Here is a 25,728-nt window from a genome sequence, read left to right on the forward strand (position 1 = left end):
CGGGCTTCCGAAGGGGTGGGCGGACGCCGTTCGTACGTTCCTCCGAACGCCTAGTCGTTCGTGACCTCCTCGACGACCGTCGCGCCCAGCTCACGGACGAGCAGGTCCTTCCCGGAGAGGGCGGACTCGTCCAGGTCGGGGTCGTCGTCCTCGGGAACGTCGTCCTCGGGCGAGACGGGCGGCGGCTCGGGGACGGACGGGCGGGGGGCCGGGGCGGGGGCGGGCGGCGGGGTGCTCGCCGGCTGCGCGGGCGCGGCGGCGGGGGCGCTCGCCTGGGGGGCGGAGGGCCGCTGACCGCCACCGCCGTGGCCCCCGTTGCGGCCACCGGCGGGTGGCCCGGCCGGCGCCATGGCCGGGGCCGGTGCCGCCATGCCCCCGCCACCGCCGGACGGGTCGACGACCGCCTCGATCTTCCACTGCACGTTGAACTGCTCGGCCAGCGCCTGCCGCAGTACGTCCTCGCTGCCGCTGCTGAGGAAGTTGTCCCGCGCGCCGGCGTTCACGAAGCCGATCTGGAGGGTCGTGCCGTCGAAGCCGGTCACCTGGGCGTTCTGGCTGAGCAGGATCCAGGTGAAGCGACGACGGTTCTTGACCGTCTCCAGGATGTTCGGCCAGAGCGTGCGGGGGTCGAGCCCGCCACCTCCCGAGAACGCGGGCGCGGGGGCCGCCTGGGGGGCGGCGGGCGCGGGTGTGGGCGCGGGGGCGCCGGCCGGGGGCCGGGTCCCGCCCGCCGGGGCGGCGGTGGGCCAGCCGCCCGGCCGACGGCCGCCGCCACCGGCGGAGGCGGCGGCGGCGGGCCAGGCACCGGGGGCGCTGGGCGCGGGCGGAGCCTCGGACGGCACCGGGGCGGGCGCCGGGGGCTGCTGAACCTGCGGGGCGGGGGGAGCGGGCGCGGGAGCGGGAGCGGGCGGCGCCGGGACAGGGGCCGGACCGGGCCCCCGTACCGCCGCCCGTGCGGCAGCGGGACCGCTCCCCGGCTCGACGAAGCCCTGCCCGGGCGCTCCCCCGTGGGTCTCCGGCCCGGGTACGTACGCCATGGCGGGCATACCGGCACCCGCGCCGGCGCCGCCCGCGGAGAAGTTCACCCCGCGCTCGATCCGGTCCAGCCGGGCCATGACCGAGCGCTCGTCGCCGTAGGCGGCGGGCAGCAGCACGCGTGCGCAGATCAGCTCGAGCTGGAGGCGCGGCGAGCCTGCGCCGCGCATCTCGGTGAGCCCCTCGTTGACGAGGTCGGCGGCGCGGCTCAGCTCGGCGGCCCCGAAGATGCCGGCCTGTGCCTTCATCCGCTCGATCACGTCGGCGGGGGCGTCGATGAGTCCCTTCTCGGCGGCGTCGGGAACGGCGGCGAGGATGACGAGGTCCCGCAGCCGCTCCAGCAGATCGGCGACGAACCGCCGCGGATCATTGCCTCCCTCGATCACCCGGTCGACGATCTCGAAGGCGGCGGCACCGTCACCGGTCGCGAAGGCCTCGACGACGGAGTCGAGCAGCGAGCTGTCCGTGTACCCCAGCAGGGAGGTGGCCATGGCATACGTCACACCGTCCGCACCCGCGCCGGCGAGGAGCTGGTCCATGACGGACATCGAGTCACGCACGGACCCGGCGCCGGCCCGCACGACGAGCGGCAGCACGCCCTCCTCGACGGGGATGTCCTCCTTGCCGCACACCTCGCCGAGGTAGTCCCGCAGGGTGCCGGGCGGCACCAGCCGGAACGGGTAGTGGTGCGTACGCGACCGGATGGTCCCGATGACCTTCTCGGGCTCGGTGGTCGCGAAGATGAACTTCAGATGCTCCGGGGGCTCCTCGACGACCTTGAGCAGCGCGTTGAAGCCGGCCGGCGTGACCATGTGGGCCTCGTCGATGATGTAGATCTTGTACCGGCTGGAGGCGGGCCCGAAGAACGCCTTCTCGCGCAGGTCACGGGCATCGTCCACACCACCGTGCGAAGCGGCGTCGATCTCGATGACGTCGATCGACCCCGGCCCGTTGCGCGCGAGGTCCCGGCAGGACTGGCACTCCCCGCACGGCGTCGGGGTCGGGCCCTGCTCGCAGTTCAGGCACCGCGCCAGGATCCGCGCGCTGGTCGTCTTGCCGCACCCGCGCGGACCGCTGAACAGGTACGCGTGATTGACCCGGTTGTTCCGCAGCGCCTGCTGCAGCGGGTCGGTGACATGCTCCTGCCCGATGACCTCGGCGAAGGACTCCGGGCGGTAGCGGCGGTACAACGCGAGAGACGACACGCATACGAGGTTATAGGCGCCCACCGACAACCGGCCCCGGCGCCGGAAACACAAGCGCCCCCCACGCACCCGCCAGAGCCGACCTACCCTTGCTGCCTTCCGGCCCTGGGGGAGTTCAGTCAGATAGCGCCGCGTGAGGGGCTACGGCAGAGGCTACCCCATGTCGCGGGTGAGGAACGAGTTCGCGAGCACTCCTCTCGGTCATGTAATGTTCCCACCGGAGGATTCGCCTAGAGGCCTAGGGCGCACGCTTGGAAAGCGTGTTGGGGGCAACCCCTCACGAGTTCGAATCTCGTATCCTCCGCCAGTGCCTCACCGGGCACGATGTCGAAGGGCCCCCTGGAAACAGGGGGCCCTTCGACGTGTGGGGTCACAGTTCCGCGGGGCGGGCCGCCCCGCCCCCGTCAGCGGGCGGCGAGGAGCCCGAGCGTGTCGATCACCCGGTTCGAGAAGCCCCACTCGTTGTCGTACCAGGCGACCACCTTGACGTGACGGCCGTCGACGCGGGTGAGGGCCGAGTCGAAGATCGACGAGGCCGGGTTGCCCGTGATGTCGGACGACACGAGCGGGTCCTCCGAGTACTCGAGGACGCCGGCGAGCGGTCCCTCCGCCGCGGCGCGGTACGCCGCCAGCACCTCGTCGCGCGTCACGTCGCGGGCGACGGTCGTGTTGAGTTCGACGATCGAGCCCACCGGGACCGGCACCCGGATCGAGTCGCCCGACAGCTTGCCGTCGAGGTTCGGCAGCACCAGACCGATCGCCTTGGCGGCGCCCGTCGTGGTCGGCACGATGTTGACGGCGGCGGCACGGGCGCGGCGGGCGTCGCGGTGCGGACCGTCCTGCAGGTTCTGCTCCTGCGTGTAGGCGTGCACCGTCGTCATGAAGCCGTGCTCGATGCCGGCGAGCTCGTCGAGCACCGCGGCCAGCGGCGCGAGCGCGTTGGTCGTGCACGAGGCGTTCGAGACGATCGTGTGCACGTCCGGGTCGTACGCGCCGGTGTTGACCCCGAACGCGAGCGTGACGTCGGCGCCGTCCGACGGAGCGCCGACGAGCACCTTCTTCGCGCCGGCGTCGAGGTGGGCGCGGGCGGCCTTGGCCGACGTGAAGCGGCCGGTCGCCTCGAGGACGATGTCCACGCCCAGCTCGGCCCAGGGCAGCCGCGCCGGTTCGCGCTCGGCGAGCACCTTGATGCGACGGCCGTCGACGACGAGGGCGTCCCCGTCGGCGGTCACCGGGCGGCCGAGCCGGCCGGCCGTCGTGTCGTAGGCGAGCAGCCGGGCGAGGGTGGCGGGCTCCGTGAGGTCGTTGACGGCGACGACGTCGAGGTCGCTGTCGCGTTCGAGCAGCGCGCGCAGCACATTGCGTCCGATGCGGCCGAATCCGTTGATCGCGATGCGGGTCATGAGTGGTGTCCCTTCGGTCCCTGCGGGGTCATCACCAGCGTCGCGCGCGGCGTCCGACCGTGACAGCGGCGCGATCGCCACGGTTCAAAAGGATCGTGCCACGTGCCGACGGGTTACTCGCCCTGGGCGAAAGTGCGCCGGTACTCGCTCGGCGTGGTGCCGAGGATGTGCTGGAAGTGCAGCCGCAGATTCGCGCCGGTGCCCAGACCGACGTCGGCGGCGATCTGCTCCACGCTCCGCTGCGAACGCTCGAGCAGCTCACGGGCCACGTCGACGCGGGCGCGCATGACCCACTGCATCGGCGTGTACCCCGTGTCCTCGACGAAGCGCCGCGACAACGTGCGCGGCGAGACCCCCGCGTGCCGCGCGAGCACCTCGAGGGTGAGGGGTTCGCCGAGCCGGTGCAGTGCCCACTCGCGGGTGGCGGCGAACCGTTCGCCGAGCGGCTCGGGCACGCTGCGCGGTACGTACTGCGCCTGGCCGCCGCTGCGGTAGGGGGCCGCGACCAGGCGCCGGGCCGCGTGGTTCGACGCGGCCACCCCGAGGTCGCCGCGCAGGATGTGCAGGCACAGGTCGATGCCCGAGGCGGCGCCCGCCGACGTCAGCACGCTGCCCTCGTCGACGAACAGGACGTTCTCGTCGACCCGGACGAGCGGATGCTTCGCCGCGAGCGCCCGCGTGTAGTGCCAGTGCGTCGTGGCGCGTCTGCCGTCGAGCAGGCCCGTGGCGGCGAGCGCGAAGGCGCCCGTCGAGATGGCGGCGAGCCGCGTGCCCCGGCCGTGGGCCGCGATCAGCGCGTCGACGACGGCCCCCGGCGGGTCGTCGCGGTCCGGGAACCGGTAGCCGGGGATGAAGACGATGTCGGCCCACGCGAGCGCGTCGAGACCGTGGGCGACGGAGTACGACAGCCCGTCGCCACCGGTCACCAGACCGGGCTCCGCCCCGCACACGCGCACCTCGTACGGCATGCTCGCGCGAGTCGTGAACACCTGCGCGGGAATACCGACGTCGAGCGGCTTCGCCCCCACGAGCACGAGAACGGCGACACGATGCAGGCGGGAGGACGGCACGGGGACAGGGTACGAGGGAGCGCGAAGCCGTACCCGCCGTCCGCGACCACCGGAAACCGGTCACGTACCGTCGGACCTCGGTCTCGCGGACAAAGATCGCTCATGGACGATGACTTTGCTCCGGGGCGGGAGTCCTCCTTCGTATGACTGATCCGGCACAGACAACAGACCGCCGTCGTGAGACCGGGGTCTGGTCCTTGATCCACGCCGAGCGGGCGGCGCTGGCGGCCGACCTCGCGGGGCTGACGGACGAACGGTGGGCGACTCCCTCGCTCTGCGACGGTTTGACGGTGCGTGAGGTACTGGCGCACCTGACCGCGGGCGCGAGTCTCGGCACCGTGCGCTGGCTGGCGGGTGTGATCCGCTGCCGGTTCGACTTCGACAAGCAGGTGGCCGTGCGGCTGGCCGAACAGCTCGGCGCGACCCCGGGCGAGACCCTCGAGCGTTTCCGGCGCGTCGTCCCGAGCACGACCAAGCCTCCCCTGCCCGCCATCGCCATGCTGGGCGAGACGATCGTGCACGGAGAGGACATCCGGCGCCCGCTGGGCATCCGCCGCGGCCGTCCGGTCGACGTCGTCACCCGGACGGCCGAGTACTACCGGGGCACGGACCTCGTGGTCGTCGCCAAGGGACGCATCGGGGGCCTGAGACTCGTGGCGGACGACGGCCCGTTCACGACCGGTTCCGGGCCTCTCGTGTCCGGCCCCACCTTGGCCCTGATCATGGCCATGACCGGGCGAGCGGCGTACTGCGACGATCTCGAAGGCGACGGCGTGGAACTCCTCCGCAGTCGCTGCGGGACGGCGTGACGCGGTGCCGTGACGTCCGGCCCGGCCGTCAGGCGCGGGCGAGTTCCGCCGCTCCGAAGGAGACGTCGAAGCGGTCGCACCAGATGCTGACGCTGGTGTAGCGGGACGGGTCGACGTCCTCGGGCACGGCGTAGTTCTGGCTGCCCTTGTTGCCCTTGAGCTTGCCGAGGCTGACGTACCGGCCGTCGTCGAAGACGTGCCAGCCGGCGCGTCCTTCCTTCACCGGCGCGTCGGTCAGCCACACGTGCAGGTCGGGGCCGTTGCTGGTGTCGAGCCCTTCCAGGCGCACCACATGGCTGCCGTCGGACAGCCGCACGAACTTCACCGTGCCGGACGTCGCGTGTTCGTGGCTGATCAACTCGCCGCTCGCCAGCGTCTTCGGGCCGGCCGGGGGCGGGGTGGCCGCCGTCCCGGACGGTTCCCCGGCAGGCGGTGCCGAGGCGGCTGCCGTGACCTCGGGCAGCGCCTCCCGCACCGTCTCGTCCTGCCACAGCTTCCACGGCTGGAACCAGTACAGCCCGAAACCGGCCCCGGCGACCACCACCACCAGCACCCCGACCGTCCACGGCCTGACCAGCGCGCTCCGCACCCGTCCCATGTCGTTCGCCTTCCTGGGAATCATCCGTCTCGGTTCCCATCCAACGGGGGCGGACCGGCCGTCCGGAACAGCGTGGCGGATGACGAAATCCTTACGTGTCACGCGTCATCGACGGCCTGGCACGCGTTCAGCGGGTGATCTCCACCTGCCGCGTCTCGCTCACCTGGTCCACCTCGGAGACCCGGATCGTCAGTGTCATCGTCCAGGTGCCTTCGAGGGGGAGGGTGAGGTCGTTGGTGGCCCAGTAGCCGCCGCGGTCGGTCAGTTTCGCGTCGATGGGGCCGATGTCCTTCGCCGCGAGGGTGAAGGAGGCGCGGAGTTCCGGTACGGAGGTCAGGGCGCCCCGGGGGCCGAAGACCACCGCCTGGAGGCCGTTCTCGCCCACCCGGCCCGGGTCCATCGTGAGCTGCACCGTGCCCCGGCCGCCGGGCGTGCCCACGTCGTAGGGGATGGTGAACGCCTCCGCGCCGGGGAGGCCGGCCACCTGCGGCTCGGGTGCCCTGGCCGCCTCCGCCTCCGCGCGGGCGGGGAGGGTGCCGGTCAGCACCGTGGTGACCAGCAGGACAGCCACCGCCACGACGGCTTCGGCCAGTACGGAGCGGCGCAGGGCTCGGCGGTGACGGTCCTCCGGTTCCTCCGGTTCCTCCGGTCCGTCCGGTCCGTACGTCGGTGAGGTCACCGGTCTCGGCTCCGGATCCGGCGGGGCTCCGGACGCGCCCACCGGTTCCGGTACGCGTTCCTCCACCACCGCCGGTGCCGCCAGGAGGGCCGTCCAGCGGCGGGACAGGGCCGCCGCCGACAGCAGGAAGAGCGTCGCGGCGAGTTTGACGGTCAGGGTCCGGCCGTACGACGTCCCCGTGAGGGCGGACCAGGAGCCGAGGCCGCGCCAGGACTGGTAGACGCCGGTGACGACGAGGACGGTCACCGAGACGAAGGCCAGGCGGGAGAAGCGCGTGACCGTGGCGGTCGGCGGCGGGGTCTTCGCGCGGTGGAGGGTGAGGAGGAGGGCGGTCAGGCCGCCGAGCCAGCACGCCATCGCCAGCAGGTGGAGCACGGACGACGCCATGGCCAGCGGGACCTGGATACCGGCGGAGGCGTGTTCGGCCGCCGCCCAGGTCAGGGCCAGGGCGATCGCGAGTGCCGCACCGGCCGGCCGGCGGGTCCGCGGGTCGCGGCGCCTCAGGAGCGGTACGAGAAGCGCTGCCGCCGACAGCAGGGCCAGGCGGGTCAGCAGGGCGATGCCCGGGCGGCCGGTGAGGGTGTCGGTGAACGTCTGGAGGTCGAGGGCGGTCGCCGGCGAGGTGCCGTTCTCGTACGGGGCGCGCAGGACGAGCAGGGCGGTCGTGGCCGTCAGCAGGGTCCACCAGCCGGTGAGCAGCGGCAGCCGCAGCGGGGCGGGGTCCGGTGGCCGGCACAGCGCCGCGAACGCCGCCGTGCCGATGAGCAGCGCGGCGGCGATGTACGCGAGGTAGCGGCCGGTGTCGTAGAGGCTCTTGGTGACCGGGTGCTCGGCGTGGTCCGCGGGGGCGGCGGGCGGGGTGGGCGAGGGTGCGCCGATGGAGAAGGTGAAGGCGCCGGAGACCGGGTGGCTGTCGGCGGAGACGACCCGCCAGGCCACCGTGTACGTGCCGTCGGCGAGGTCGCCGGGCAGGTCCGCGCGGGCGGTGTCGGAGGCGCCGTCCGCGTGCCGCGGCTCGCCCAGGTGGACCCGGCGGTTGTCGGGACCGTAGACGCGGAAGGAGTCGTCGAGCAGGCCGACGGACTCCGTGAAGGTCAGGGTGAGCCGGCGGGGCGCGGACTCGACGACGCTTCCGTCCCCGGGGTCGCTGCCGCGGAGGGCGGCGTGGGCGCTCGCCGGGGCCGCGCCGCCGAGGACGAACAGGACCAGCAGGGCGCCCAGCAGCACCAGCCCTTGAAGCCGCTGGGGGCCGCGGCGGTTCGGGGCTCTGCGGCCGCCCGGGGTTCCGTGGCCGTCCAGGGTCCCGTGGCCGCTCGGGGTTCCGTGGCCGTCCGGGGTTCCGTCTCGTCCGCCATCGCCCGCCGCCCCGCTCCGCCGTCGCTCCACGTCGTACCCGCCTCCCGGCCGTCCCGCTCCGGGTTACGTACGGATGGCGGGCCCGGTGTGCTCACCAGGTCGGCCGGGCCGTGGCTCCCCCGTCCACCACCAGGTCGTGGCCGGTCACCCAGGACGCGAGCCGGGAGGCGAGGAACACGCAGGCGTCGCCGACGTCCTCCGGACGGCCGAGCCGGCCCACGGCGGACGCCCGCCGCCAGCGGCGTACGCCCTCGGGCCAGGCGTCGGCCAGGCCCTCCCGGTCGATCAGGCCGGGTGAGACCGTGTTGACGCGCACGCCCCACGGCCCGTACTCCTGGGCCGCCGCGCGGGCGTGCGCCACCACCGCCGCCTTGGAGGCGGTGTAGTGGGCGTGGCCGGGTGCCGGAATGCGGGCCTCGACGGAGGCGATGTGGGTGATGGTTCCCCCGGCGTCCCGCATCATCTCCGCCGCCGCCTGGGTGCAGGCGAAGACGGTGGTGAGGTTGGTGTCCACGACCGCCCGCCACTCGGCCGCCGTCATTCCGGCGAGCTCCCGGACCGGCTGGACGCCGGCGTTGTTGACGAGCGCGGTCAGCCGGCCGCCGAACCGGTCGGCCGCCTCGGCCACCACGCGGTGGCAGGCGTCCTCGTCGGTGAGGTCGGCCTGGAGGACGACGGCCTCGCCGCCCGACTCCCGGATGCGGTCGGCGGTCTCCCGCGCGGCGGCCGTCGCCGTACGGCAGTGCAGCGCGACGGCCGCGCCCTCCTCGGCGAACCTCCGCGCGATGCCCCGGCCGATGCCGCCGCCCGCGCCGGTGACCAGGGCGGCCTGGCCGTCGAGCAGACCCTTTCGGCTCATGGACGGCAGAGTTCCACGATGAGCGCCGCCCGGTCCGGGTAGCGCGCCGTCAGTTCCGCCGCGTCGCCGTGCTCGTAGCCCTCGTAGGTGAAGCCGGGTGCCATCGTGCAGCCGAACAGCGTCCAGGCGCCGCCCGCCGCCACCCGCGCGCCCATCCAGGTGCCGGCCGGGACGGTGAGCTGGACGTGCTGGCCGCCGAGGACGTCCGGGCCGAGCACGGGGGTGCGGGCGGTGCCGTCGGGGGCGAGGAGGAGCAGGTCGAGCGGGTCGCCGAGGTGGAAGTGCCAGATCTCGTCGGTGGGGAGACGGTGCATCGCGGAGAAGTCGCCGGGGGCACCGGTGAGCAGGGCGACGATGGCGGTGCCCTCGGGGCGGCCGTCGGGGCGTGCCGGACCGGCCCAGGTCTGCCGGAACCGGCCGCCCTCGCGGGGGATCGGCTCCAGTCCGTAGTGGGCGACGAGGTCGTCGGGGGTCACCCGCCGAAGGCTACCTCGCGGGTGAGGAAGGCGAGTTGTGCCTTCTTCTCGGGCAGGTACACGTCCGGGAGGTCGATCTCCGGGAGGACGACCACGGGGCCGGCGGTGAAACCCTGCCGGAGGAAGCGGGCGACGGCCTTCTCGTTGGCCACGTCCGGGTCGACCACTATGCGCTTGCGGCCGAGGCCGAGCAGGACGTACGCGGCCAGGACGCCCGTCAGGGCGGCGGTCCAGCCGGGGCGCGGACTCCCGGTTCCGGCGGGGGCGATCAGCAGGTGGATGCCGATGTCGCCGGGTTCGACGGGGTAGCACTCGCCGACGCGGTCGGCCTCCGGTTCGTACGTCTGGAGCAGCGCGGCGGGTCCGCCGTCCTTCAGGACGAGGTACGCGTGGTGGGTGTCGAGGGTGTCCAGGTGGGCGTAGATCTCGGCGACCCGCTGTGCGGTGAGGCCGTTCATGCCCCAGAAGACGGCGCGTTCCTCGCTCACCCAGCGGTGCAGGAGGGGCGCGTCGGCGGCCGGGTCCAGCGGCAGGACGCGTACGGTGCCGAAACCGTCGACCGCCTGCTCGTGGACGGCCGTGCGGGAGGCGTACGGGTCAGACATCGGTCTCCTTCTTCAGCTGTGCCCAGTCGGTGAGGACCGGGGCCAGGTCTCCGGCGAGCCACAGGGGCTGCTGGTCGCGGTGGTGGGGTGAGCCGGGTACGCCGGACGCGCCCAGCGGCACCACCCAGCGGCTGTTCTCCCGGTCGGCCAGGTCCCAGACGTAGCGGGCGGCCGGGCCGCGCGCGGCGAGGTCGGTGAGACCGGGCACGGGGGAGGTGCACAGCACGCAGTCGTGGTCGCCGGAGAGGCCGGGTTCGTCGTACGGCACGGCCGGCGGCAGCGCCCGCCAGGGGGCCAGGCGGTGGGTGTCGCCCCAGGTGCCGGCGGGCGGCCGGGCGGCCACCTCCTCCAGCGCCGCGCGGACCACCGCCGGGCGGTCGACGCCGAACAGTTCCTCGGCGGAGAGGAGGTGTTCGAGGGCGTGGCCGACGCGGGGGACGAGGGCGAGCCAGGGGCGGAAGACCTCGGGGTACGGGGGTGGCGCGGCGGCCGCGGCGAAGGCGGGGTGTGCGGCGAGCCGCCGTACGACGGCGCCCCGCACGGCCGCGAAGAGCGCCGCGTCGGCGCTGTCCGCGTCCATGTGACGGTCCCATCGGAGGAGACGGTCGCGCAGGGCGGCGGCGGGGGCGGAGAGGGGGCCGCCGCGTGGGGCCGGGTCACCGCTCCCGGCGACAGGGCCGTCGGCTGCGGCAGGGGCAGGGGCGGTGGGGCCGTCGAGGGTGGCGAGGAGGTCCAGCAGGGGGGTGGCGGAGGCGAGGTGGGTGTCCATGTGGAGGGCGGACATGTCGGCTGCGGACCAGCGGGTCTGCCGGGCCAGCAGGGTGGTGATGCGGTCGGCGCGGTGCGGCGGGGCGAACTCGACGCCCAGCGGGGCCGCCGGGCCGCGCTGGTTCGCCATGACCGCGACACCGTCGGTCAGTCCGGCGCGCGGCGGCTCGTGCCAGCCCCGCCACTCGTGGCCCGGCTCCCACGCGGGCACCAGGCGGGTCCCGTTCGCCTCGGAGCGGACCGGGACCCGGCCGGCCACCCGGTGCAGGGTGCCGCCCTCGGTGTCGGCGGCCATGACCACGTTGACCGGCTCGGCCCACCGGTCGACGGCCCGGTCCACGTCGGCGGCCCGGCGGGCCCGCAGCAGCGGCAGCAGGGCGCCGAAGCCGAGGTCGCCGGTGACGCGGGGCGGGTAGCGCAGGGCGACGGCGAGCGGGGGCTCGCCGGGCTCGGGCACGCCGTCGTCGAGGCCCTCGGGGCCACCGATGACGACGGGGCCGCGGTCGGTCTCGACGACCTCGACCTCGACCGGTTCCTCGCCCGCCACCTCGACGGTCTCGGTGTGCCGGGCGGCCCGGTGCCACGCCCCGTCCGGGCCGAGCGCCTCCACCCCGGCGCCGGTGCGCCGCAGCCGTTCGCGGTAGAGGTCCTGGTAGTCGGCCATGGCGTTGGTGATGGCCCAGGCGACCGTGCCGGTGTGGCCGAAGTGGGCGATGCCGGGGACACCGGGCACGGCGAGGCCGACGACGTCGAACTCCGGGCAGGACAGGCGGATCTGCTGGTAGACGCCGGGGTCCTCGATGAAGCGGTGCGGGTCCCCGGCGATGACCGCGTGCCCGGTGACCGTGCGGTCCCCGGTGACCATCCAGCCGTTGCTGCCGGCGGTGCCGGGACCGTCGGAGGCGAACAGGCCCACGGCGTCCGCGCCGAGGCGGGCGGTGATGTGTGCGCGCCAGAGCTTGGCGGGGAAGCCGGCGAACAGGATGTGGGTGGAGAGCCAGACCGCGAGCGGGGTCCAGGGCTCCCAGCGACCGGGCCGAAGGCCCGTACGGGCGAACTCGGGGGCGGCCCCGGACACCGGACCCTTGGCAGGGCGGCCCGCCGCCCCGGTCCCGCTCGCGGCGGAGCCGCTGCCCGACGCTCCGGAACCAGCGGCCGGCCCCCGCGCCCCCACGCCCCCGGCCGACGCGGAGGCGGCCCCGGACGCCGGACCTCCGCCACCGCCCTGCCCGACCGAACCCCCGGCAGGGCGGTCCGCCGAAACGCTCCCGCTCGCGGCGGAGCCGGCGGCCGTCGGGTCGAAGTCCCCGCCCGGCGCGGGCGTCGGACCGGAGTCCGTCCCACCGGTGGATGCCAGGCCGTCGTTCACGCCGGACACGTACGCCCGTACCCACTCCGCCGTCTCCGGGTCCGTCCGCCGCAGTTCGGTCCAGCAGCGGCGGGCCGTGTCGGCCAGGCGTGCGCGGCGGACGAAACGGTCCCAGGGGAGCGCCTCGGGGCCGAGGAACGAGGCCGAGGTGCCCTGCGCGCGGTGCCGTTCCACCTCGAGCTGCCAGGCCCGGTCGAGGGCGGTGACCCGGCCCTGGGCGTACGCGAGCTCGTTCGCACTCCCCGCGCGCAGATGGGGGACGCCCCAGGGGTCCCGGAAGATCTCGCCACCCACTGTGCCCTCATTTCCCATTAGGTTAGGCTCCCCTAAGTAAATCGTGACGAAATCGTACGCGAAGGGTGAGGGCGCGATGGGGCAGGGGCGGGGTTGGGAGGGCGCGGTCCTCAAACTGTTCCGCGCGAAGGACTTCACGTTCACCGTGACCGGCGCGGAGGACGTCACCGCCGGCTACCGGCGGGTGCGCCTCACCGACGGCGGGATGCTGGCGGCGACCGGCGTCCACCCGACGATGTGGGTGCGGCTGTGGTTCGACAACGCGGGCAGGCCGCACCAGCGGGCGTACACCCTGGTCGACCCCGACCCGGTGGCCGGCACCTTCGGCCTGGAGTTCGCCCTGCACGAGGGGTGCGCCAGCGACTGGGCCAGGGCGGCGAAACCCGGCGACACCGTCGAGGCGACCGTCCAGGGCACGGGGTTCGAGGAGCCGGACCCCGGCCCCTCCCACATCGTCGCGATCGGCGACCCGGCCTCGCTGCCGGCCATCAACTCGCTGCTCGGCGCACTGTGTGCGGCTCCGGCGACCGTCTGGTTCGAGGGCACCCTCGACGGGCTGCCCTTCCGGGCCGACCCCGACCGGATCGAGGTCCGCGAGGTGCCACGGTCGGGGGCCGGGGCGGCGCTGCTCGAACGGGTCCGGGCCGACCTGCCCGAGCTGCTGCGGTCCACCCCCGACCCGTACGTGTGGATCGCCTGCGACACCGCGACCACCCGCGCGCTGTCGGCGTTCGTGCGCAGGGAACTGGGCGTGCCGAAGCAGCGGGTGCACGCGCTGGGGTACTGGCGCGCGACCTGAGCCGGGACGCGGCCGGCCCGCCGCGGACGATCCGGCCGCACACGGGAGCGCGGCGCACGTCCCCGAGACGTTCGCCGCGCGCCGGTACCTCGTCCACCTCGTCGAGCACTACGACGACGGCGGGGAGCCGCGGGGACGACCTGAGGAACCCCGGCTCCGGCACGCGGCCCACGGGCCGGCGGGAGGCCGCGGCAACGGCCGCGAAGGACTCCGGGAAGCGGACGGAAGCCTCCCTCCGGGAAGGGCGGAACAACGGCCGGGGGCCTCGGAAGCGGTGGCCGGGGTCCCGGAAGCGGTGGCCGACGGCGCGCACTCGCGATCGGTCGTATCAGATCACCATCCCGTTTCGTCCCGTATTCGGGTGCCTTTTCCGGCGTCGCACTGCGTCGCCATGGCTGCGCCCGGAACGCGTCGACCGGTAGGCTTTCCGTGTGATCTTCAAGCGCATCGGAAACGGCCGGCCGTACCCCGACCACGGCCGGGAGAGCACCCGGCAGTGGGCGGACGTCGCGCCGCGCCCGGTCCGCCTCGATCAGCTCGTGACGACCAAGCAGCAGCTCGACCTCGAGACCCTCCTCGCCGAGGACTCGACCTTCTACGGCGACCTCTTCGCGCACGTCGTGAAGTGGCAGGGCGATCTGTACCTGGAGGACGGGCTGCACCGCGCGGTGCGGGCCGCGCTCCAGCAGCGCCAGGTGCTGCACGCCCGCGTCCTCGAACTGGACTGACGCCCGGCCGGCGTCCTCCCGTGCGGACAGGCTTGCCCCTTTCGGGTCGGACTACACGCAGTCGGATGATCATCTGGTATGCATTGCCGCCCGAGCGCACTACGCTGCGCCCATGAGCATGCTCACTCCACCCGGCATGGGCGGCCAGTACCGGATCACGGGTGACAAGTACCCGCGGATGCGCCGGCCCCGGCGCCGCGGCAGGTTCGTCGTCCTGTCCGTCGCCTCCGCGGCCGTGCTCGGCGTGGGCGGCTGGGGCACGCTCCAGCTCATCGACGTGTTCACCGGCGGCGGCGACCCCGCTTCCGCGAACGGCACCAAGGCGGCCTGCGCCGACACGGTGAGCCGTACGGCCGCCCCGAAGGCGCTGCCCCGGCCCGGGACCATCACGGTCAACGTCCTCAACGCCACGACCCGCGGCGGACTCGCCCAGAAGACCGCCGACGAGCTGAAGAAGCGCGGCTTCAAGGTCGGCGAGATCGGCAACGCGACCAAGGAGTACGACAAGAAGGTCAAGGGCACCGGCGTACTCCTCGGGCCCGCCGCCGCCCTCGACACCTCGCTGCCGGTGCTCGGCACCCAGCTCGCCGACGCCGAACGCCGTACCGACCCCGCCCGCAAGGGCACCGAGATCGACCTGATCATCGGCGACGGGTTCAAGGCCCTGACGACGAAGGCGGACGCCGACCGGGCCCTGACCGCACTGGCCGAACCCGAGGCGACGCCCGCCTCGAAGAAGAACTGCTGAGCCGCGGGCCCTACTCCGCCGCCCCGTACATCCGGTCCCCCGCGTCGCCGAGGCCCGGCACGATGTAGCCGTGCTCGTTGAGCCGCTCGTCGACCGACGCCGTCACCACGGTCACCGGGGTGCCGGCCAGCTCGCGCTCCATGACCTCGACGCCCTCGGGCGCGGCCAGCAGCACCACGGCGGTCACATCGTCCGCGCCGCGCCGGATCAGCTCCTGGATCGCCGCGACCAGCGTGCCGCCGGTGGCGAGCATCGGGTCCAGGACGTAGACCTGGCGCCCGGAGAGGTCCTCCGGCATCCGGGTGGCGTACGTCGACGCCTGCAGCGTCTCCTCGTTGCGGATCATGCCGAGGAAACCCACCTCGGCGGTCGGCAGCAGCCGCACCATGCCGTCCAGCATGCCGAGACCGGCCCGCAGGATCGGCACCACCAGCGGACGCGGGTGGGAGAGCTTGACACCCGTGGTCCGCTCGACCGGCGTCTGGATGTCGACCTGTTCGGTGCGCACGTCGCGCGTGGCCTCGTAGGCGAGCAGGGTGACCAGCTCGTCGGCGAGACGGCGGAAGGTCGCGGAGTCGGTGCGCTGGTCGCGCAGCGTGGTGAGCTTGTGGGCGACCAGAGGGTGGTCGACGACGTGGAGACGCATGGCGTCAACATTAACCGGGCCCGGCCGGCCCGGCGTCCCCGCACACGGCAAGCCCCCCGTGCGTCCGTCACTCGTTCGCTGGCGTCAAACCGCCCGTCCGGGGGAAGGTGGGAGGGACGGACTGGGGTGGTGAACCGATGCCTGAGCAGGACGACCGAGACAATCCGTCACCGCGCGGGACACACGGTCCGGCGGAGACGGAGGCCGAGCGGCGGCGCCGCCGCGCCCGGTTCCTGCGCGAACTCGCCGAGGCCCGGGCGCTGCGCGACCGGGTCCAGCCGCGCCGCGCCAAGGCCGCCCGGCTGCGTCACGCGATGCGCATGCGTACCTTCCGCTGGTAGCCGGCGCCGGACTCCGCCGGCCGGCGGCACCGGGGAGAGCCGGCAGGCGGCACCGGGGAAAATCGCATCCGGCCGCGGGAAGATCGCACCACGCGCACACGTTTGCCGAAGTGCCCGTGCGGGAAAGGCGCGTGAGTCCGCGTACGATCCGCACGTGGCGGCAAGGAGTGCGCTGGTGAGTCCTTCGTGGGCGCACTCGGCGTACTGCGATCAAAATGCCGGACACAGGGAGCCGAAGACGTCCCCTGATGGCCTTGTTTCTGCCACGATTCCGAGTGGGTGGGGCTCGCAGTGCCGTCTCCCCGCCCGCAACACCTCCGCCGGGGGGACCCCCAACCGGCACGCCTATGACCAGTGGGAGAGTCACGGTGTACTTCGCCGCACTGCTCGCGCGCACCGAAGACGGGTGGGAAGCGAGCGACACGGAACTCGACGATGTGGAAACCCTGTCGGATCTGGCCGACCTGGCCCGGGAGGCCTCTCCCGACGAGGACACGGTGCTCGTGCTGATCGAGCAGGAGGACGGCTGGTTCGGTGTCGTCCGCGTGGACGGCGAGGAGGATCCCCGGGTCTACGTCTCCGACGCCGCCGCCGCCGCCCGCAGCAGCTACGGGGAGATCCTCCTCACCGACGAGCTGCTCGGCCGGGAACCCGGGGACGACGGACCCGACCTGGACGCCCTCGACCTCGACGGCACGGAGGACGGTGAACCGGACGACGAGGACGCCGACGCCGACGCCGGCACCGTGTCCGCCGGCTCCACCGACGCCGTGCCGCACGGACCGGTCGGCGACGCGCAGGTCCTGGAGGACCTGGGCGTGAGCGAGAAGGAGTTGCGTTCGATGACCGAGGACGCCGTCACCGAGATCGCCGAGGCCCTGGGCGCCTCGGAGGTCCTGGAGACCGTCCGCTGACCGTGCCGTCCACCACCACCCCGCCCGGACCGCCGGACCCGGTACGCGACCCCTGGCGGGCGGCGATGCGGCTCGCCCTGGACGAGGCCTCACGGGCCGTCCAGGGCGGGGACGTACCCGTCGGCGCCGTCGTGCTGGCCCCGGACGGCACCACCGTGCTGGCCGCCGCCCACAACGAGCGCGAGGCCGTCGGCGACCCCACGGCCCACGCGGAGATCCTCGCCGTCCGGCGGGCCGCCGCGAGGCTCGGGGAGTGGCGGCTGGCCGGCTGCACCCTGGTGGTGACGCTGGAGCCGTGCACGATGTGCGCGGGCGCCCTCCAGCAGTCGCGGGTGGACCGGGTGGTCTACGGCGCCCGGGACGAGAAGGCGGGCGCGGCCGGCTCCCTGTGGGACCTGGTCCGCGACCGGCGGCTCAACCACCGCCCCGAAGTCGTCGGGGGCGTACTCGCCGAGGAGTGCGCCCGGCTGCTCACGGAGTTCTTCCGGAACCGCTGAATACCGATTTCAAACCACGCCCCACCTTGTTGTAGGGTCTCCCTCGGTAGCGTGTCCGAGCGGCCGAAGGAGCTCGCCTCGAAAGCGAGTGTGGCGCAAGTCACCGAGGGTTCAAATCCCTCCGCTACCGCTGGTGAAGGGCCCCGTCGTCAGACGGGGCCCTTCGTGCGATCATGGGGCCGCTCGATGCTCGTGTGACACCAGTGACAGGGGGGCCGCGGTGGCGGTGAACGCGAAGAAGATCGCCGTCTACGTCGTCGTGGTCTTCGTGCTGTACCTGATCATCACGGACCCGGAGACCGCGGCCGACTACGTCCAGATAGGGTTCGAGGGCATATCGGAGGCCGCGAAGGCCATCGGCGACTTCATGACCTGGCTGGCCAACGGAGGAAAGTGATGATCCGCCACCTGGTGCTCTTCCGGCTGAACGAGGGCGTCGAGCGCGACGACCCGAGGGTCGTGAGGGGCGTGGAGGCCTTCCGCGCGCTGGACGGCAGGATCCCGGAGATCCGCTTCTGGGAGTGCGCCTGGAACATCAGCGACCGCCCCATCGCCTACGACTTCGCCATCAACTCGGCGTTCGAGGACGCGGAGGCGCTGCGCCGGTACGTGGAGCACCCGGAGCACCAGGCGGGCGTCGGACTGTGGCGCGAGTTCGCCACGTGGGTGATCGCCGACTACGAGTTCTGACACTCCGCCCCCAGGAGCCCCTCGCCATGACGGCGGGGGGTTTCGTCGTTCCGTACGTCCACGTTTGGCGCTCAACACGGAATATGCGGTACTTGCGCACACTGAGTCAGTCTTGTGATGCTATGACCGCTTTTGAGGGATGAGTCGACGGACGATGTGAGCGATGAAGAGGTGGCGTTGACCGTGCCGGCCAGTACTGCGCCGCCCCAGGACGAGGTGTCCCCCGACGCGGTCCAGGCCCCGGCCCCCGCCCGGTCCCCCCTCGCCCCGCCCTCCCCCGCCCCGCCCTCCTCCGTTCCGGACTCTCCCGATCCCGCTTCTCCCGGCCCCGCTTCTCCCGACCCCGCTTCTCCCGACCCGGCCTCTCCCGACCCGGCCGCGACCGCCGACGACCGGCCGGTGAGCCCCGCCAAGCGGCGCGGCGCCGACACCCGGGCCCTGACCCAGCTGCTCTTCGGCCAGCTCAAGGAGCTGGAGCCGGGCATGCCGGAGCACACCCGCGTGCGCGCCGCGCTCATCGAGGCCAACCTGCCGCTGGTGCGCTACGCCGCCGCCCGCTTCCGCTCCCGCAACGAACCGATGGAGGACGTCGTCCAGGTCGGCACCATCGGGCTGATCAACGCCATCGACCGCTTCGACCCCGACCGGGGCGTCCAGTTCCCGACGTTCGCGATGCCGACGGTGGTCGGCGAGATCAAGCGGTACTTCCGGGACAACGTCCGCACCGTCCACGTACCGCGCCGGCTGCACGAGCTGTGGGTGCAGGTCAACAGCGCGACCGAGGACCTGACGACCGCCTTCGGGCGCTCCCCGTCGACCGCCGAGATCGCCCAGCGGCTGCGCATCTCCGAGGAGGAGGTGCTGTCCTGCATCGAGGCGGGACGGTCGTACCACGCCACCTCGCTGGAGGCCGCGCAGGAGGGCGACGGGATGCCCGGACTGCTGGACCGGCTGGGATACGAGGATCCCGCCCTGGACGGCGTCGAGCACCGCGACCTCGTCCGGCACCTCCTCGTCCAGCTCCCCGAGCGGGAGCAGCGCATCCTGCTGCTGCGTTACTACAGCAATCTCACCCAGTCGCAGATCAGCGCGGAGCTCGGTGTCTCGCAGATGCACGTGTCCCGGCTGCTGGCGCGCAGCTTCCAGCGGCTGCGGTCCGCAAACAGGATCGAGGCGTAACCGGAAAGAGCGAATCGTCCCACAGCACTCTTCTGTGCGCTTCTGGTCCGAAAGCCCGTCAGACCCCTTGTTTCCAGGGCTGATTCACATCTCGGATGTCGATATGTCACTACAGCGCGTTGCCGACATGTGACATTCTGCGGAAAGCGCGTTTGCCGGAGCCTCGGCGCCGGTATTCCAGGTGATGGCTGCGTTCCTCGATCGGGGAGCGTCCGCCGCGACCGTCCCGCGACCCAAAGGGGGTGGCATGTCCGCAGAACAGGGCAGCTCGAAGGTGCTCACGCTCGCGGAGAGCGAGACAGCTCCCCATGCTCTCGACGCACTCGGCCCCATCGACGAGGGCCCGGCCCTCCCGACCACGCCCGCTCCGGAACTCCCGGACACGGCGGCCCTCGACACCCGCACCCTGTCCCGCTCCCTGTTCCTGCGGCTCGCCGCGCTGGACGAGGACAGCCCGGAGCGCGCCTACGTCCGGGACACCCTGATCGAGCTCAACCTGCCGCTGGTGCGGTACGCGGCGGCGCGGTTCCGCTCGCGCAACGAGCCGATGGAGGACATCGTCCAGGTCGGCACCATCGGGCTGATCAAGGCGATCGACCGCTTCGACTGCGAACGGGGCGTGGAGTTCCCGACGTTCGCGATGCCGACGGTGGTCGGCGAGATCAAGCGGTTCTTCCGCGACACGTCGTGGTCGGTGCGGGTACCGCGCCGGCTGCAGGAGCTGCGCCTGGCGCTGACGAAGGCCGGCGACGAGCTCTCCCAGAAGCTGGACCGCTCCCCGACGGTCGCCGAACTCGCCGCCGTGCTGGGCGTGTCGGAGGAGGACGTCGTCGACGGGCTCGCGGTCGGCAACGCGTACACGGCGTCCTCGCTGGACTCCCCCGCCCCCGAGGACGACGGCGGAGAGGGCTCGCTCGCGGACCGTCTCGGCTACGAGGACACGGCGCTGGAGGGTGTGGAGTACCGCGAGTCCCTCAAGCCGCTGCTGGCCAAGCTGCCGCCCAGGGAGCGGCGGATCATCATGCTCCGCTTCTTCGCCAACATGACCCAGTCGCAGATCGGCGAGGAGGTCGGCATCTCCCAGATGCACGTCTCGCGCCTGCTCACCCGGACGCTGGCCCAGCTGCGGGAGGGCCTCATCTCGGACTGAGGCACGACGGAAGGCGGAGCGCCCGAGGGACGCTCCGCGCGTGACATCGGTTTCGTGGCCGCCGGGGCGCCTTGTGGGGCGCAACGGCGGCCGCCGCGTTGCCGGCTACTTCAATGCGAGCCAAGCCACCGCCGCGACGACCGCCACGGCGACGACGACGCCGACGATCAGGCCGATCCGCGGGCCGCCGCCGGTGGTCGCGGCGGCCTGTCGGCCCTGGGGTTCCTCGTCGACGAACGCGCGGAACATCTGGGTGCTGCCGGCGGGGTCGTGGTTGCCCTGCGGGCCCTGGGTGTTAGCCATGCCCCGAGACCCTAGCGAATGCCCGGTGAGGCGCCCAAGTGGGGGCGTCGGCAAGGACCGACGGGTGGTGCCGACCGGGAGTGACGAGCGGCGCCGGCAAGGAGTGACAGGTGGCGTCGGCCGGGGCTGAGGGGCGGAGCCACCGGTGCGGACACCCTCGGACCTGCGGGTTTACTTTCGCGATTACTTGCCTTTGCCAAGTTTTTGAGCCAGGAGGCCCGTTTTTATTTGCCTTCAGCAACCATCAATTCCTATCGTTGCCCTAAGCAATCAAAACGGGAGGTGCCATGGCCGGGCAGGCGCAGTACGAGGAACTGGTCCGACAGTTCAGCGCCTTCGGCGCCGTCAAGCGGGAAATGAACCGGATCATGCCGACCGGCTGCCCCAGCGGCTCCGCCGCCGTGCTGGCGCTGCTCGGCCGCCACGGCGACATGCGCATGAGCAGGCTCGCCGAGCTGCTGTCCGTGGACATGTCGGTCACCAGCCGCCACGTCGCACACCTGGCCGAGCGCGGCTGGATCGAACGCTCTCCCGACCCCGCCGACAAACGGTCCCGCATCCTGCACCTCACCCCCGCCGGCCGGACCCAGCTCGACGAGCTGTTCCGGCGGTCCACCCAGCTCCTCTCGGAGCGCCTGGACGACTGGTCCGACGACGAGGTCAGCCGGCTCACCCAGCTGATGACCCGGCTCAGGGACAGCTTCGGCGACTGCCGGACGGCGCCCCGCCCGGCACCTCCCGCTCCCGAACAGACCACCCGTACACCCGCAAGCACGTAAGAGAAGGAAGTCCATGGCAACGACCACACCGAACGGTGTGCGGGCTCATGCCAAGCACGGGGGAGGCTCCTCCGCAGACGCTCCGATGACCCATCGGCAGATCATGGAGGCGCTGTCCGGGCTGCTGCTCGGCATGTTCTGCGCCATCCTGTCGTCGACCATCGTCACCAACGCCCTGCCCGAGATCGTGGGCGACCTCGGCGGCGGCCAGAGCGCCTACACCTGGGTCGTCACCGCCTCGCTGCTGACGATGACCGCCTCCACCCCCCTGTGGGGCAAGCTCGCCGACCTCACCAGCAAGAAGATCCTGGTCCAGGCGGCCCTGGTCGTCTTCGTCATCGGCTCCGTCGTGGCCGGTCTGGCGCAGAACCCGGGCATGCTGATCACCGCGCGGGCCATCCAGGGCCTGGGCGCCGGCGGTCTGTCCGCCCTGGCGCAGATCATCATGGCCGCGATGATCTCCCCGCGCGAGCGCGGCCGGTACTCCGGCTACATCGGCGCCACCTTCGCCGTCGCGACCGTCGGCGGCCCGCTGCTCGGCGGCGTGATCACCGACACCAGTTGGCTCGGCTGGCGCTGGTGCCTCTACGTCGGCGTGCCCTTCGCGGTCATCGCGCTGATCGTGCTGCAGAAGACGCTGAACCTGCCCGTGGTCAAGCGGAAGGTCAAGGTCGACTGGGCCGGCGCCTTCTTCGTCACCGCGGCCGTCTGCCTGCTGCTCGTCTGGGTCACCTTCGCCGACGACAAGTACGACTGGATGTCCTGGCAGACCGGCGTCATGGTCGGCGGCGCGCTCGTCCTGACGATGGTCTTCCTCTTCGTCGAGTCGAAGGCCAGCGAGCCGATCATCCCGCTGCGCCTGTTCAGGAACCGCACCATCGCGCTGGCCTCGCTGGCCTCGCTGTTCGTCGGCATCGCGATGTTCGCGGGCACCGTCTACTTCAGCCAGTACTTCCAGCTGGCCCGGGACAAGTCCCCGACGATGTCGGGCGTCATGACCATCCCGATGATCGGCGGCCTGTTCATATCGTCGACGGTCTCCGGCATCGTCATCACCAAGACCGGCAAGTGGAAGAGCTGGCTGCTGGCCGGCGGCGTGCTGCTCACGGCGGGCCTGGGCCTGCTGGGCACCATGCGCTACGACACCCCGTACTGGCACATCGGCGTCTTCATGGCGCTCATGGGTCTCGGCGTCGGCATGATGATGCAGAACCTGGTCCTGTGCACGCAGAACCAGGTGGCCCCGGGCGACCTGGGCGCGGCCTCCTCCGTCGTGACCTTCTTCCGGTCCCTCGGCGGCGCGGTGGGCGTCTCCGTGCTCGGCTCGGTCATGTCCAGCCGGATCAGCGGCTACGCCCAGGACACCATCGGGCAGCTCGGCCCGCGGGAGCAGACGGCGGCCGCCCAGGCCTCCGGCAGCGGCACGATCCCCGACATGGACCTGCTGCCCCCGGCCATCCGCACCTGGCTGGAGAGCGCCTACGGGCACGGCATCGCCGACATCTTCCTGTACGTCGCGCCGATCGCCCTGCTCGCCTTCCTGGTGACGCTGTTCATCAAGGAGGTCCCGCTGCGGACCTCCGGCGCGCTGGCCCAGGCCGCGGAGGCCTCGGCCGAGGCCGCCCCGCCGGCGGCCCCGGCCCCGGCGGAGACCGCCCGCGTCGCCGCCGAGCCGGTTCCGGCCGGTGCGGTGGCCGCCGTGGCATCGGAGCCCCAGGGCGCCTCGGCCACGCAGCGCCCCGTCGCCGTCGCCACGGCGGCCGGCCCCGGTGAGCCGGAGGCGCCCGTCTCCGGTGGCGTCCCGGTACGCGGTGTCGTGCGCGGCGCCGACAGCGTGCCCGTGCCGCAGGCCGCCGTCACGCTGATATCGCTGGGCGGGCGTCAGCTCGGCCGGTCGGTGGCGCAGGCCGACGGCGCGTACGCGGTGGACGCGCCCGGCGCCGGGTCGTACGTCCTGATCGCCGCCGCCGACGGCCACCAGCCGCAGGCGTCCACGATCGTCGTGAACGGCGAACCCGTCTCCTACGACATCCTGCTCAGCGGCACCAGCGGGCTGACCGGACTGGTCCGCACGGCGGACGGCGGGCTGCCGGTGAAGGACGCGATGGTGATCGTCACCGATGTGCGCGGCGATCTGCTGGCCACCGGGAGCACCGGTGAGCAGGGCGAGTTCTCGTTCGCCGAGCTGGTGCCGGGCGCGGTGACCGTGGCGGTGAACGCCGCCGGGTACCGGCCGCGCGCCCTGCCCGTCGAGGTGGGCGGCACCGGGGTCACCCGGGTCGAGGTCGGCCTGGAGACCGGCGCCCAGGTGCGGGGCGTGGTCCGCGCCCCGCACGGGCCGCTGGCCGACGCCCGGGTCACCCTGGTCGACGCGGCCGGCAACGTGGCCGGCACGGCGACGACCGGTGCGGACGGGGCGTACGCCTTCGCCGATCTGGACGGCGGCGAGTACACCGTCATCGCGACGGGCTACCCGCCGGTGGCGACGGCGCTGACCGTCTCCGGCACCGGTGTCGACGACCACGACATCGAGCTCGCCCACCCGGGCGAGTAGCGAGACCCCGGCCCGTGGCGGGCGGGCGCGTCCTGTAGCGGAGACGCGCCCCCGCCGCGGGCCGGTCTGTTCACGACCATTTTGTACGCGTATGAGCATGTGCAGGGAGAAAACGGGATGCCACTGACCGCGAGGATCCGCACCCGGGACGGATGGGCCGTGTCGCACGCGGTCGTCACGGTGACCGACGGGACCGGTACACAGGTGCTGCGCGCCGGGGCGGACGCCGAGGGCGCCGTCCGGGACACCACCGCGCTGGCGCCGGGGGCGTACACCGTCGTCGTCACCGCGGTCGGGTACGCGCCCGCCGCCGCGAGCGCCATCGTCACCGCGAGCGGGCGGGCCGAGGTCGGGACGGTGACGCTGGCCCGGCAGGGCGGCACCGAGCTGCCGCCGCCGGGGCCGTGGACCGTGGACCCGGCGCACTCGAGCGTGGCGGCCGTCGCCCAGCACCTGGGCATCTCCAGCGTGCGGGGCCGGTTCACCGAGTTCGCGGCCCTGGTGGAGATCGCGCCGGACGACGTCGCCAAGTCCCGCGTGGAGGCGGTGATCCGGGCGGCGTCCATCGACACCGGCAACGGGACGCGCGACACCCATCTGCGGTCCGCGGACTTCCTGGACGTCGAGCGGTACCCCGAGATCACGTACCGGTCCACCGGCCTGACCGGGACGGGTTCCGACCGCTGGACGGTCCACGGCGAGCTGGCCATGCGGGGTGTCGTCCGGCCCGTCGACCTCGATCTGGCCTACCTCGGCACCGGGGCGGACCCCTGGGGCGGCACCCGGGCGGCCTTCCGCGCCACGGCCGAGCTGCGGCGCGAGGACTTCGCGATGAACTACAACCAGGTCGTCCAGGCCGGCATCGCGGCCATCGGCACGACCCTCCGGGTGGAGCTGGACGTCCAGGCCGTCCAGGGGGAGTCGCTCCCGGCCGCGTGAGGCCCTCGTGAGGCCCGTCAGGGGGCGCCGGGCGGGTCGACGATGCGGCGGGCGAGGTCGCGCAGTTTGACGTTCTCCCGCTGCGAGGCCCGCACCAGGCTGTCGAAGGCGCCGGCCGCGTCGATGTCCAGGCGCTCCATGAGGATGCCGGTGGCCTGGCCGATCAGGTCCCGGGTGCGCATGGCCTCGGTGAGCTGCTCGCGCACGGTGGCGGAGTCGAGGGCGATGCCGACGTGCGCGGTGAACAGCCGGCCGATCCGCAGCGCGGTCTCGTCGAAGGCGCGCGGCTTGCGGGCGTAGGCGGTGAGCACGGTCAGCCGGCGGCGGTCGGCCCGCAGCCGCAGCGACAGCACGGAACGCAGACCCAGTCCGCGGAGCGCGTCGTCGCCCTCACCGTTCTCGCTGTCCTCCACCTCGGCCACGGGGGCGTTCCACAGGCGCTGCCAGTACGGCTGGTGCCCGGCCCCGGGGTCGCCGCCCTCCTCGGCGGTGCGCACGACGTCGTCGGTCCAGGCGAGCGGGGAGCGCCGGTCGTCCCGCCCGATGACGGAGATGCCCGCGTGGTCGGCGCCGGGCACGAGGTCGACCGCGAGACGGACGGCCGTGTCCAGGGTGCTCTCCGGGGTGGACGTCTCGTGCAGTCGCCGTGCCGCCGACGTGAGCGCTTCCGCCAGCTCCAACCCGGCCGGGAAACGGGGCAAATCAGAAAACCGGGACGCAACCACCACGAACCTCTTCGGCATGCACGGCGCCACGGCCGTGCGCAGGAGAGCTCCGCAGCACATTCCCGACTGCGAGCACAGGACGCACAGAACTCTATCCGTTCGGTTGCGATGAGGTGACGCCCGGACCTGGGGTATCGACATCCGGGCCGGTCGCCACCCCGGTCCGCTCCCACCGGTGCCCTCCGGCGTGGTGGAGGGGCGGACGGGTCG

26 protein-coding genes, 2 tRNA genes and 1 other RNA gene are annotated in these 25,728 nt (G+C 73.0%); 16 read left to right on the forward strand and 13 right to left on the reverse strand.

Going from position 1 to position 25,728, the window contains the following annotated elements; all coding sequences use genetic code 11:
* Window positions 1–50 precede the first annotated feature (50 nt).
* A complete protein-coding gene (locus tag ACF1DX_RS34985; RefSeq protein WP_391795185.1) occupies window positions 51–2,240 on the reverse strand; it encodes a DNA polymerase III subunit gamma and tau in 2,190 nt (729 codons plus the stop codon).
* Window positions 2,241–2,287: 47 nt separating this feature from the next.
* An RNA gene (gene ffs / locus ACF1DX_RS34990) (signal recognition particle sRNA small type) lies at window positions 2,288–2,386 on the reverse strand.
* Between the two features lie 73 nt (window positions 2,387–2,459).
* On the opposite strand from ffs, the gene ACF1DX_RS34995 reads away from it, so the two are divergent.
* Window positions 2,460–2,547 (forward strand) — tRNA-Ser (locus tag ACF1DX_RS34995).
* Window positions 2,548–2,644: 97 nt separating this feature from the next.
* Here ACF1DX_RS34995 and gap read toward each other — a convergent pair.
* Window positions 2,645–3,643, reverse strand: coding sequence for a type I glyceraldehyde-3-phosphate dehydrogenase (gap, locus tag ACF1DX_RS35000; RefSeq protein WP_391795186.1), 999 nt, complete (start codon window positions 3,641–3,643; stop codon window positions 2,645–2,647).
* A 113-nt stretch (window positions 3,644–3,756) separates the two neighbouring features.
* Entirely contained in the window at window positions 3,757–4,713 is a 957-nt protein-coding gene (locus tag ACF1DX_RS35005) for a GlxA family transcriptional regulator (protein ID WP_391795187.1), read from the reverse strand.
* 143 nt (window positions 4,714–4,856) lie between these two features.
* Between ACF1DX_RS35005 and ACF1DX_RS35010 the strand changes: the two genes are divergently transcribed.
* Window positions 4,857–5,522, forward strand: a complete 666-nt coding sequence (locus ACF1DX_RS35010; protein ID WP_391795188.1) for a maleylpyruvate isomerase family mycothiol-dependent enzyme — start codon at window positions 4,857–4,859, stop codon at window positions 5,520–5,522.
* Between the two features lie 28 nt (window positions 5,523–5,550).
* Here the strand turns inward: ACF1DX_RS35010 and ACF1DX_RS35015 are convergent, their stop codons facing one another.
* From ACF1DX_RS35015 to ACF1DX_RS35040, 6 genes are all read right to left on the reverse strand, one after another.
* A complete protein-coding gene (locus ACF1DX_RS35015; RefSeq protein ID WP_391795189.1) occupies window positions 5,551–6,120 on the reverse strand; it encodes a DM13 domain-containing protein in 570 nt (189 codons plus the stop codon).
* 127 nt (window positions 6,121–6,247) lie between these two features.
* Window positions 6,248–8,026, reverse strand: coding sequence for a copper resistance CopC/CopD family protein (locus ACF1DX_RS35020; protein ID WP_391795190.1), 1,779 nt, complete (start codon window positions 8,024–8,026; stop codon window positions 6,248–6,250).
* A gap of 220 nt (window positions 8,027–8,246) precedes the next feature.
* Window positions 8,247–9,014, reverse strand: coding sequence for an SDR family NAD(P)-dependent oxidoreductase (locus tag ACF1DX_RS35025; RefSeq protein ID WP_391795191.1), 768 nt, complete (start codon window positions 9,012–9,014; stop codon window positions 8,247–8,249).
* Complete coding sequence (locus tag ACF1DX_RS35030; RefSeq protein WP_391795192.1) at window positions 9,011–9,490, reverse strand: cupin domain-containing protein; 480 nt, start codon at window positions 9,488–9,490, stop codon at window positions 9,011–9,013. Before ACF1DX_RS35030 ends, ACF1DX_RS35025 begins: the two co-directional genes overlap by 4 nt.
* The gene (locus tag ACF1DX_RS35035; RefSeq protein WP_391795193.1) at window positions 9,487–10,095 is read right to left on the reverse strand and encodes a GNAT family N-acetyltransferase; all 609 of its coding nucleotides are present in this window, start codon (window positions 10,093–10,095) and stop codon (window positions 9,487–9,489) included. The genes ACF1DX_RS35030 and ACF1DX_RS35035 overlap by 4 nt, the downstream gene beginning before the upstream one ends.
* The gene (locus ACF1DX_RS35040; protein ID WP_391795233.1) at window positions 10,088–12,484 is read right to left on the reverse strand and encodes a penicillin acylase family protein; all 2,397 of its coding nucleotides are present in this window, start codon (window positions 12,482–12,484) and stop codon (window positions 10,088–10,090) included. Before ACF1DX_RS35040 ends, ACF1DX_RS35035 begins: the two co-directional genes overlap by 8 nt.
* A 118-nt stretch (window positions 12,485–12,602) precedes the next feature.
* Between ACF1DX_RS35040 and ACF1DX_RS35045 the strand changes: the two genes are divergently transcribed.
* The 3 genes from ACF1DX_RS35045 to ACF1DX_RS35055 all read left to right on the forward strand — a co-directional run bounded on the left by ACF1DX_RS35045 (window position 12,603) and on the right by ACF1DX_RS35055 (window position 14,801).
* Window positions 12,603–13,325, forward strand: a complete 723-nt coding sequence (locus tag ACF1DX_RS35045; RefSeq protein WP_391795234.1) for a siderophore-interacting protein — start codon at window positions 12,603–12,605, stop codon at window positions 13,323–13,325.
* A gap of 431 nt (window positions 13,326–13,756) precedes the next feature.
* On the forward strand, window positions 13,757–14,053 hold the full coding sequence (locus ACF1DX_RS35050) for a type II toxin-antitoxin system VapB family antitoxin (RefSeq protein ID WP_004943146.1): 297 nt from the start codon (window positions 13,757–13,759) through the stop codon (window positions 14,051–14,053).
* Between the two features lie 136 nt (window positions 14,054–14,189).
* Complete coding sequence (locus ACF1DX_RS35055; RefSeq protein ID WP_391795235.1) at window positions 14,190–14,801, forward strand: LytR C-terminal domain-containing protein; 612 nt, start codon at window positions 14,190–14,192, stop codon at window positions 14,799–14,801.
* A gap of 10 nt (window positions 14,802–14,811) precedes the next feature.
* Here the strand turns inward: ACF1DX_RS35055 and upp are convergent, their stop codons facing one another.
* The gene (gene upp, locus ACF1DX_RS35060) at window positions 14,812–15,447 is read right to left on the reverse strand and encodes a uracil phosphoribosyltransferase (RefSeq protein ID WP_217128816.1); all 636 of its coding nucleotides are present in this window, start codon (window positions 15,445–15,447) and stop codon (window positions 14,812–14,814) included.
* Between the two features lie 137 nt (window positions 15,448–15,584).
* Between upp and ACF1DX_RS35065 the strand changes: the two genes are divergently transcribed.
* The 8 genes from ACF1DX_RS35065 to ACF1DX_RS35100 all read left to right on the forward strand — a co-directional run bounded on the left by ACF1DX_RS35065 (window position 15,585) and on the right by ACF1DX_RS35100 (window position 20,218).
* Complete coding sequence (locus ACF1DX_RS35065; protein WP_391795194.1) at window positions 15,585–15,788, forward strand: hypothetical protein; 204 nt, start codon at window positions 15,585–15,587, stop codon at window positions 15,786–15,788.
* A 368-nt stretch (window positions 15,789–16,156) separates the two neighbouring features.
* Window positions 16,157–16,702 (forward strand): hypothetical protein, encoded by a 546-nt coding sequence (locus ACF1DX_RS35070; RefSeq protein ID WP_391795236.1) that lies wholly within the window; start codon window positions 16,157–16,159, stop codon window positions 16,700–16,702.
* A 65-nt stretch (window positions 16,703–16,767) separates the two neighbouring features.
* Entirely contained in the window at window positions 16,768–17,199 is a 432-nt protein-coding gene (gene tadA, locus ACF1DX_RS35075) for a tRNA adenosine(34) deaminase TadA (RefSeq protein ID WP_391795237.1), read from the forward strand.
* Between the two features lie 45 nt (window positions 17,200–17,244).
* A tRNA-Ser gene (locus tag ACF1DX_RS35080) sits at window positions 17,245–17,329 on the forward strand.
* A gap of 90 nt (window positions 17,330–17,419) precedes the next feature.
* On the forward strand, window positions 17,420–17,596 hold the full coding sequence (locus ACF1DX_RS35085; protein ID WP_385192317.1) for a hypothetical protein: 177 nt from the start codon (window positions 17,420–17,422) through the stop codon (window positions 17,594–17,596).
* Window positions 17,596–17,889: a Dabb family protein gene (locus ACF1DX_RS35090; RefSeq protein ID WP_391795195.1), complete on the forward strand. Its 294-nt coding sequence runs from the start codon at window positions 17,596–17,598 to the stop codon at window positions 17,887–17,889. The genes ACF1DX_RS35085 and ACF1DX_RS35090 overlap by 1 nt, the downstream gene beginning before the upstream one ends.
* 177 nt (window positions 17,890–18,066) lie before the next feature.
* The gene (locus tag ACF1DX_RS35095; protein WP_391795238.1) at window positions 18,067–19,068 is read left to right on the forward strand and encodes an RNA polymerase sigma factor SigF; all 1,002 of its coding nucleotides are present in this window, start codon (window positions 18,067–18,069) and stop codon (window positions 19,066–19,068) included.
* Between the two features lie 247 nt (window positions 19,069–19,315).
* Window positions 19,316–20,218, forward strand: coding sequence for an RNA polymerase sigma factor SigF (locus ACF1DX_RS35100; protein WP_030857287.1), 903 nt, complete (start codon window positions 19,316–19,318; stop codon window positions 20,216–20,218).
* Window positions 20,219–20,323: 105 nt separating this feature from the next.
* On the opposite strand, the gene ACF1DX_RS35105 is transcribed toward ACF1DX_RS35100, so the two are convergent.
* Window positions 20,324–20,521 carry a hypothetical protein gene (locus tag ACF1DX_RS35105; RefSeq protein WP_344569486.1) on the reverse strand — a complete coding sequence of 66 codons (198 nt, stop codon included), beginning with the start codon at window positions 20,519–20,521 and terminating at the stop codon, window positions 20,324–20,326.
* Window positions 20,522–20,808: 287 nt separating this feature from the next.
* On the opposite strand from ACF1DX_RS35105, the gene ACF1DX_RS35110 reads away from it, so the two are divergent.
* The 3 genes from ACF1DX_RS35110 to ACF1DX_RS35120 all read left to right on the forward strand — a co-directional run bounded on the left by ACF1DX_RS35110 (window position 20,809) and on the right by ACF1DX_RS35120 (window position 24,793).
* On the forward strand, window positions 20,809–21,300 hold the full coding sequence (locus tag ACF1DX_RS35110) for a MarR family winged helix-turn-helix transcriptional regulator (protein ID WP_391795196.1): 492 nt from the start codon (window positions 20,809–20,811) through the stop codon (window positions 21,298–21,300).
* Between the two features lie 13 nt (window positions 21,301–21,313).
* The gene (locus ACF1DX_RS35115) at window positions 21,314–23,854 is read left to right on the forward strand and encodes an MFS transporter (RefSeq protein WP_391795197.1); all 2,541 of its coding nucleotides are present in this window, start codon (window positions 21,314–21,316) and stop codon (window positions 23,852–23,854) included.
* 117 nt (window positions 23,855–23,971) lie between these two features.
* Window positions 23,972–24,793, forward strand: coding sequence for a YceI family protein (locus ACF1DX_RS35120; protein ID WP_391795198.1), 822 nt, complete (start codon window positions 23,972–23,974; stop codon window positions 24,791–24,793).
* Between the two features lie 17 nt (window positions 24,794–24,810).
* On the opposite strand, the gene ACF1DX_RS35125 is transcribed toward ACF1DX_RS35120, so the two are convergent.
* The gene (locus tag ACF1DX_RS35125) at window positions 24,811–25,536 is read right to left on the reverse strand and encodes an ANTAR domain-containing protein (protein ID WP_391795199.1); all 726 of its coding nucleotides are present in this window, start codon (window positions 25,534–25,536) and stop codon (window positions 24,811–24,813) included.
* Window positions 25,537–25,728 lie beyond the last annotated feature (192 nt).

This window comes from Streptomyces sp. NPDC014676 (assembly GCF_043084105.1).
Lineage (GTDB): Bacteria > Actinomycetota > Actinomycetes > Streptomycetales > Streptomycetaceae > Streptomyces.

Coding starts and splice junctions, on each gene's coding strand:
- gap (WP_391795186.1), bottom strand. CDS start 3,643: ATGACCCGCATCGCGATCAACGGATTCGGCCGCATCGGACGCAATGTG.
- upp (WP_217128816.1), bottom strand. CDS start 15,447: ATGCGTCTCCACGTCGTCGACCACCCTCTGGTCGCCCACAAGCTCACC.
- ACF1DX_RS35025 (WP_391795191.1), bottom strand. CDS start 9,014: ATGAGCCGAAAGGGTCTGCTCGACGGCCAGGCCGCCCTGGTCACCGGC.
- ACF1DX_RS35090 (WP_391795195.1), top strand. CDS start 17,596: ATGATCCGCCACCTGGTGCTCTTCCGGCTGAACGAGGGCGTCGAGCGC.
- ACF1DX_RS35045 (WP_391795234.1), top strand. CDS start 12,603: ATGGGGCAGGGGCGGGGTTGGGAGGGCGCGGTCCTCAAACTGTTCCGC.
- ACF1DX_RS35015 (WP_391795189.1), bottom strand. CDS start 6,120: ATGGGACGGGTGCGGAGCGCGCTGGTCAGGCCGTGGACGGTCGGGGTG.
- ACF1DX_RS35125 (WP_391795199.1), bottom strand. CDS start 25,536: ATGCCGAAGAGGTTCGTGGTGGTTGCGTCCCGGTTTTCTGATTTGCCC.
- ACF1DX_RS35035 (WP_391795193.1), bottom strand. CDS start 10,095: ATGTCTGACCCGTACGCCTCCCGCACGGCCGTCCACGAGCAGGCGGTC.
- ACF1DX_RS35065 (WP_391795194.1), top strand. CDS start 15,585: ATGCCTGAGCAGGACGACCGAGACAATCCGTCACCGCGCGGGACACAC.
- ACF1DX_RS35115 (WP_391795197.1), top strand. CDS start 21,314: ATGGCAACGACCACACCGAACGGTGTGCGGGCTCATGCCAAGCACGGG.
- ACF1DX_RS35105 (WP_344569486.1), bottom strand. CDS start 20,521: ATGGCTAACACCCAGGGCCCGCAGGGCAACCACGACCCCGCCGGCAGC.
- ACF1DX_RS35120 (WP_391795198.1), top strand. CDS start 23,972: ATGCCACTGACCGCGAGGATCCGCACCCGGGACGGATGGGCCGTGTCG.
- ACF1DX_RS35010 (WP_391795188.1), top strand. CDS start 4,857: ATGACTGATCCGGCACAGACAACAGACCGCCGTCGTGAGACCGGGGTC.
- ACF1DX_RS35055 (WP_391795235.1), top strand. CDS start 14,190: ATGGGCGGCCAGTACCGGATCACGGGTGACAAGTACCCGCGGATGCGC.
- ACF1DX_RS35100 (WP_030857287.1), top strand. CDS start 19,316: ATGTCCGCAGAACAGGGCAGCTCGAAGGTGCTCACGCTCGCGGAGAGC.
- ACF1DX_RS35110 (WP_391795196.1), top strand. CDS start 20,809: ATGGCCGGGCAGGCGCAGTACGAGGAACTGGTCCGACAGTTCAGCGCC.
- tadA (WP_391795237.1), top strand. CDS start 16,768: ATGCGGCTCGCCCTGGACGAGGCCTCACGGGCCGTCCAGGGCGGGGAC.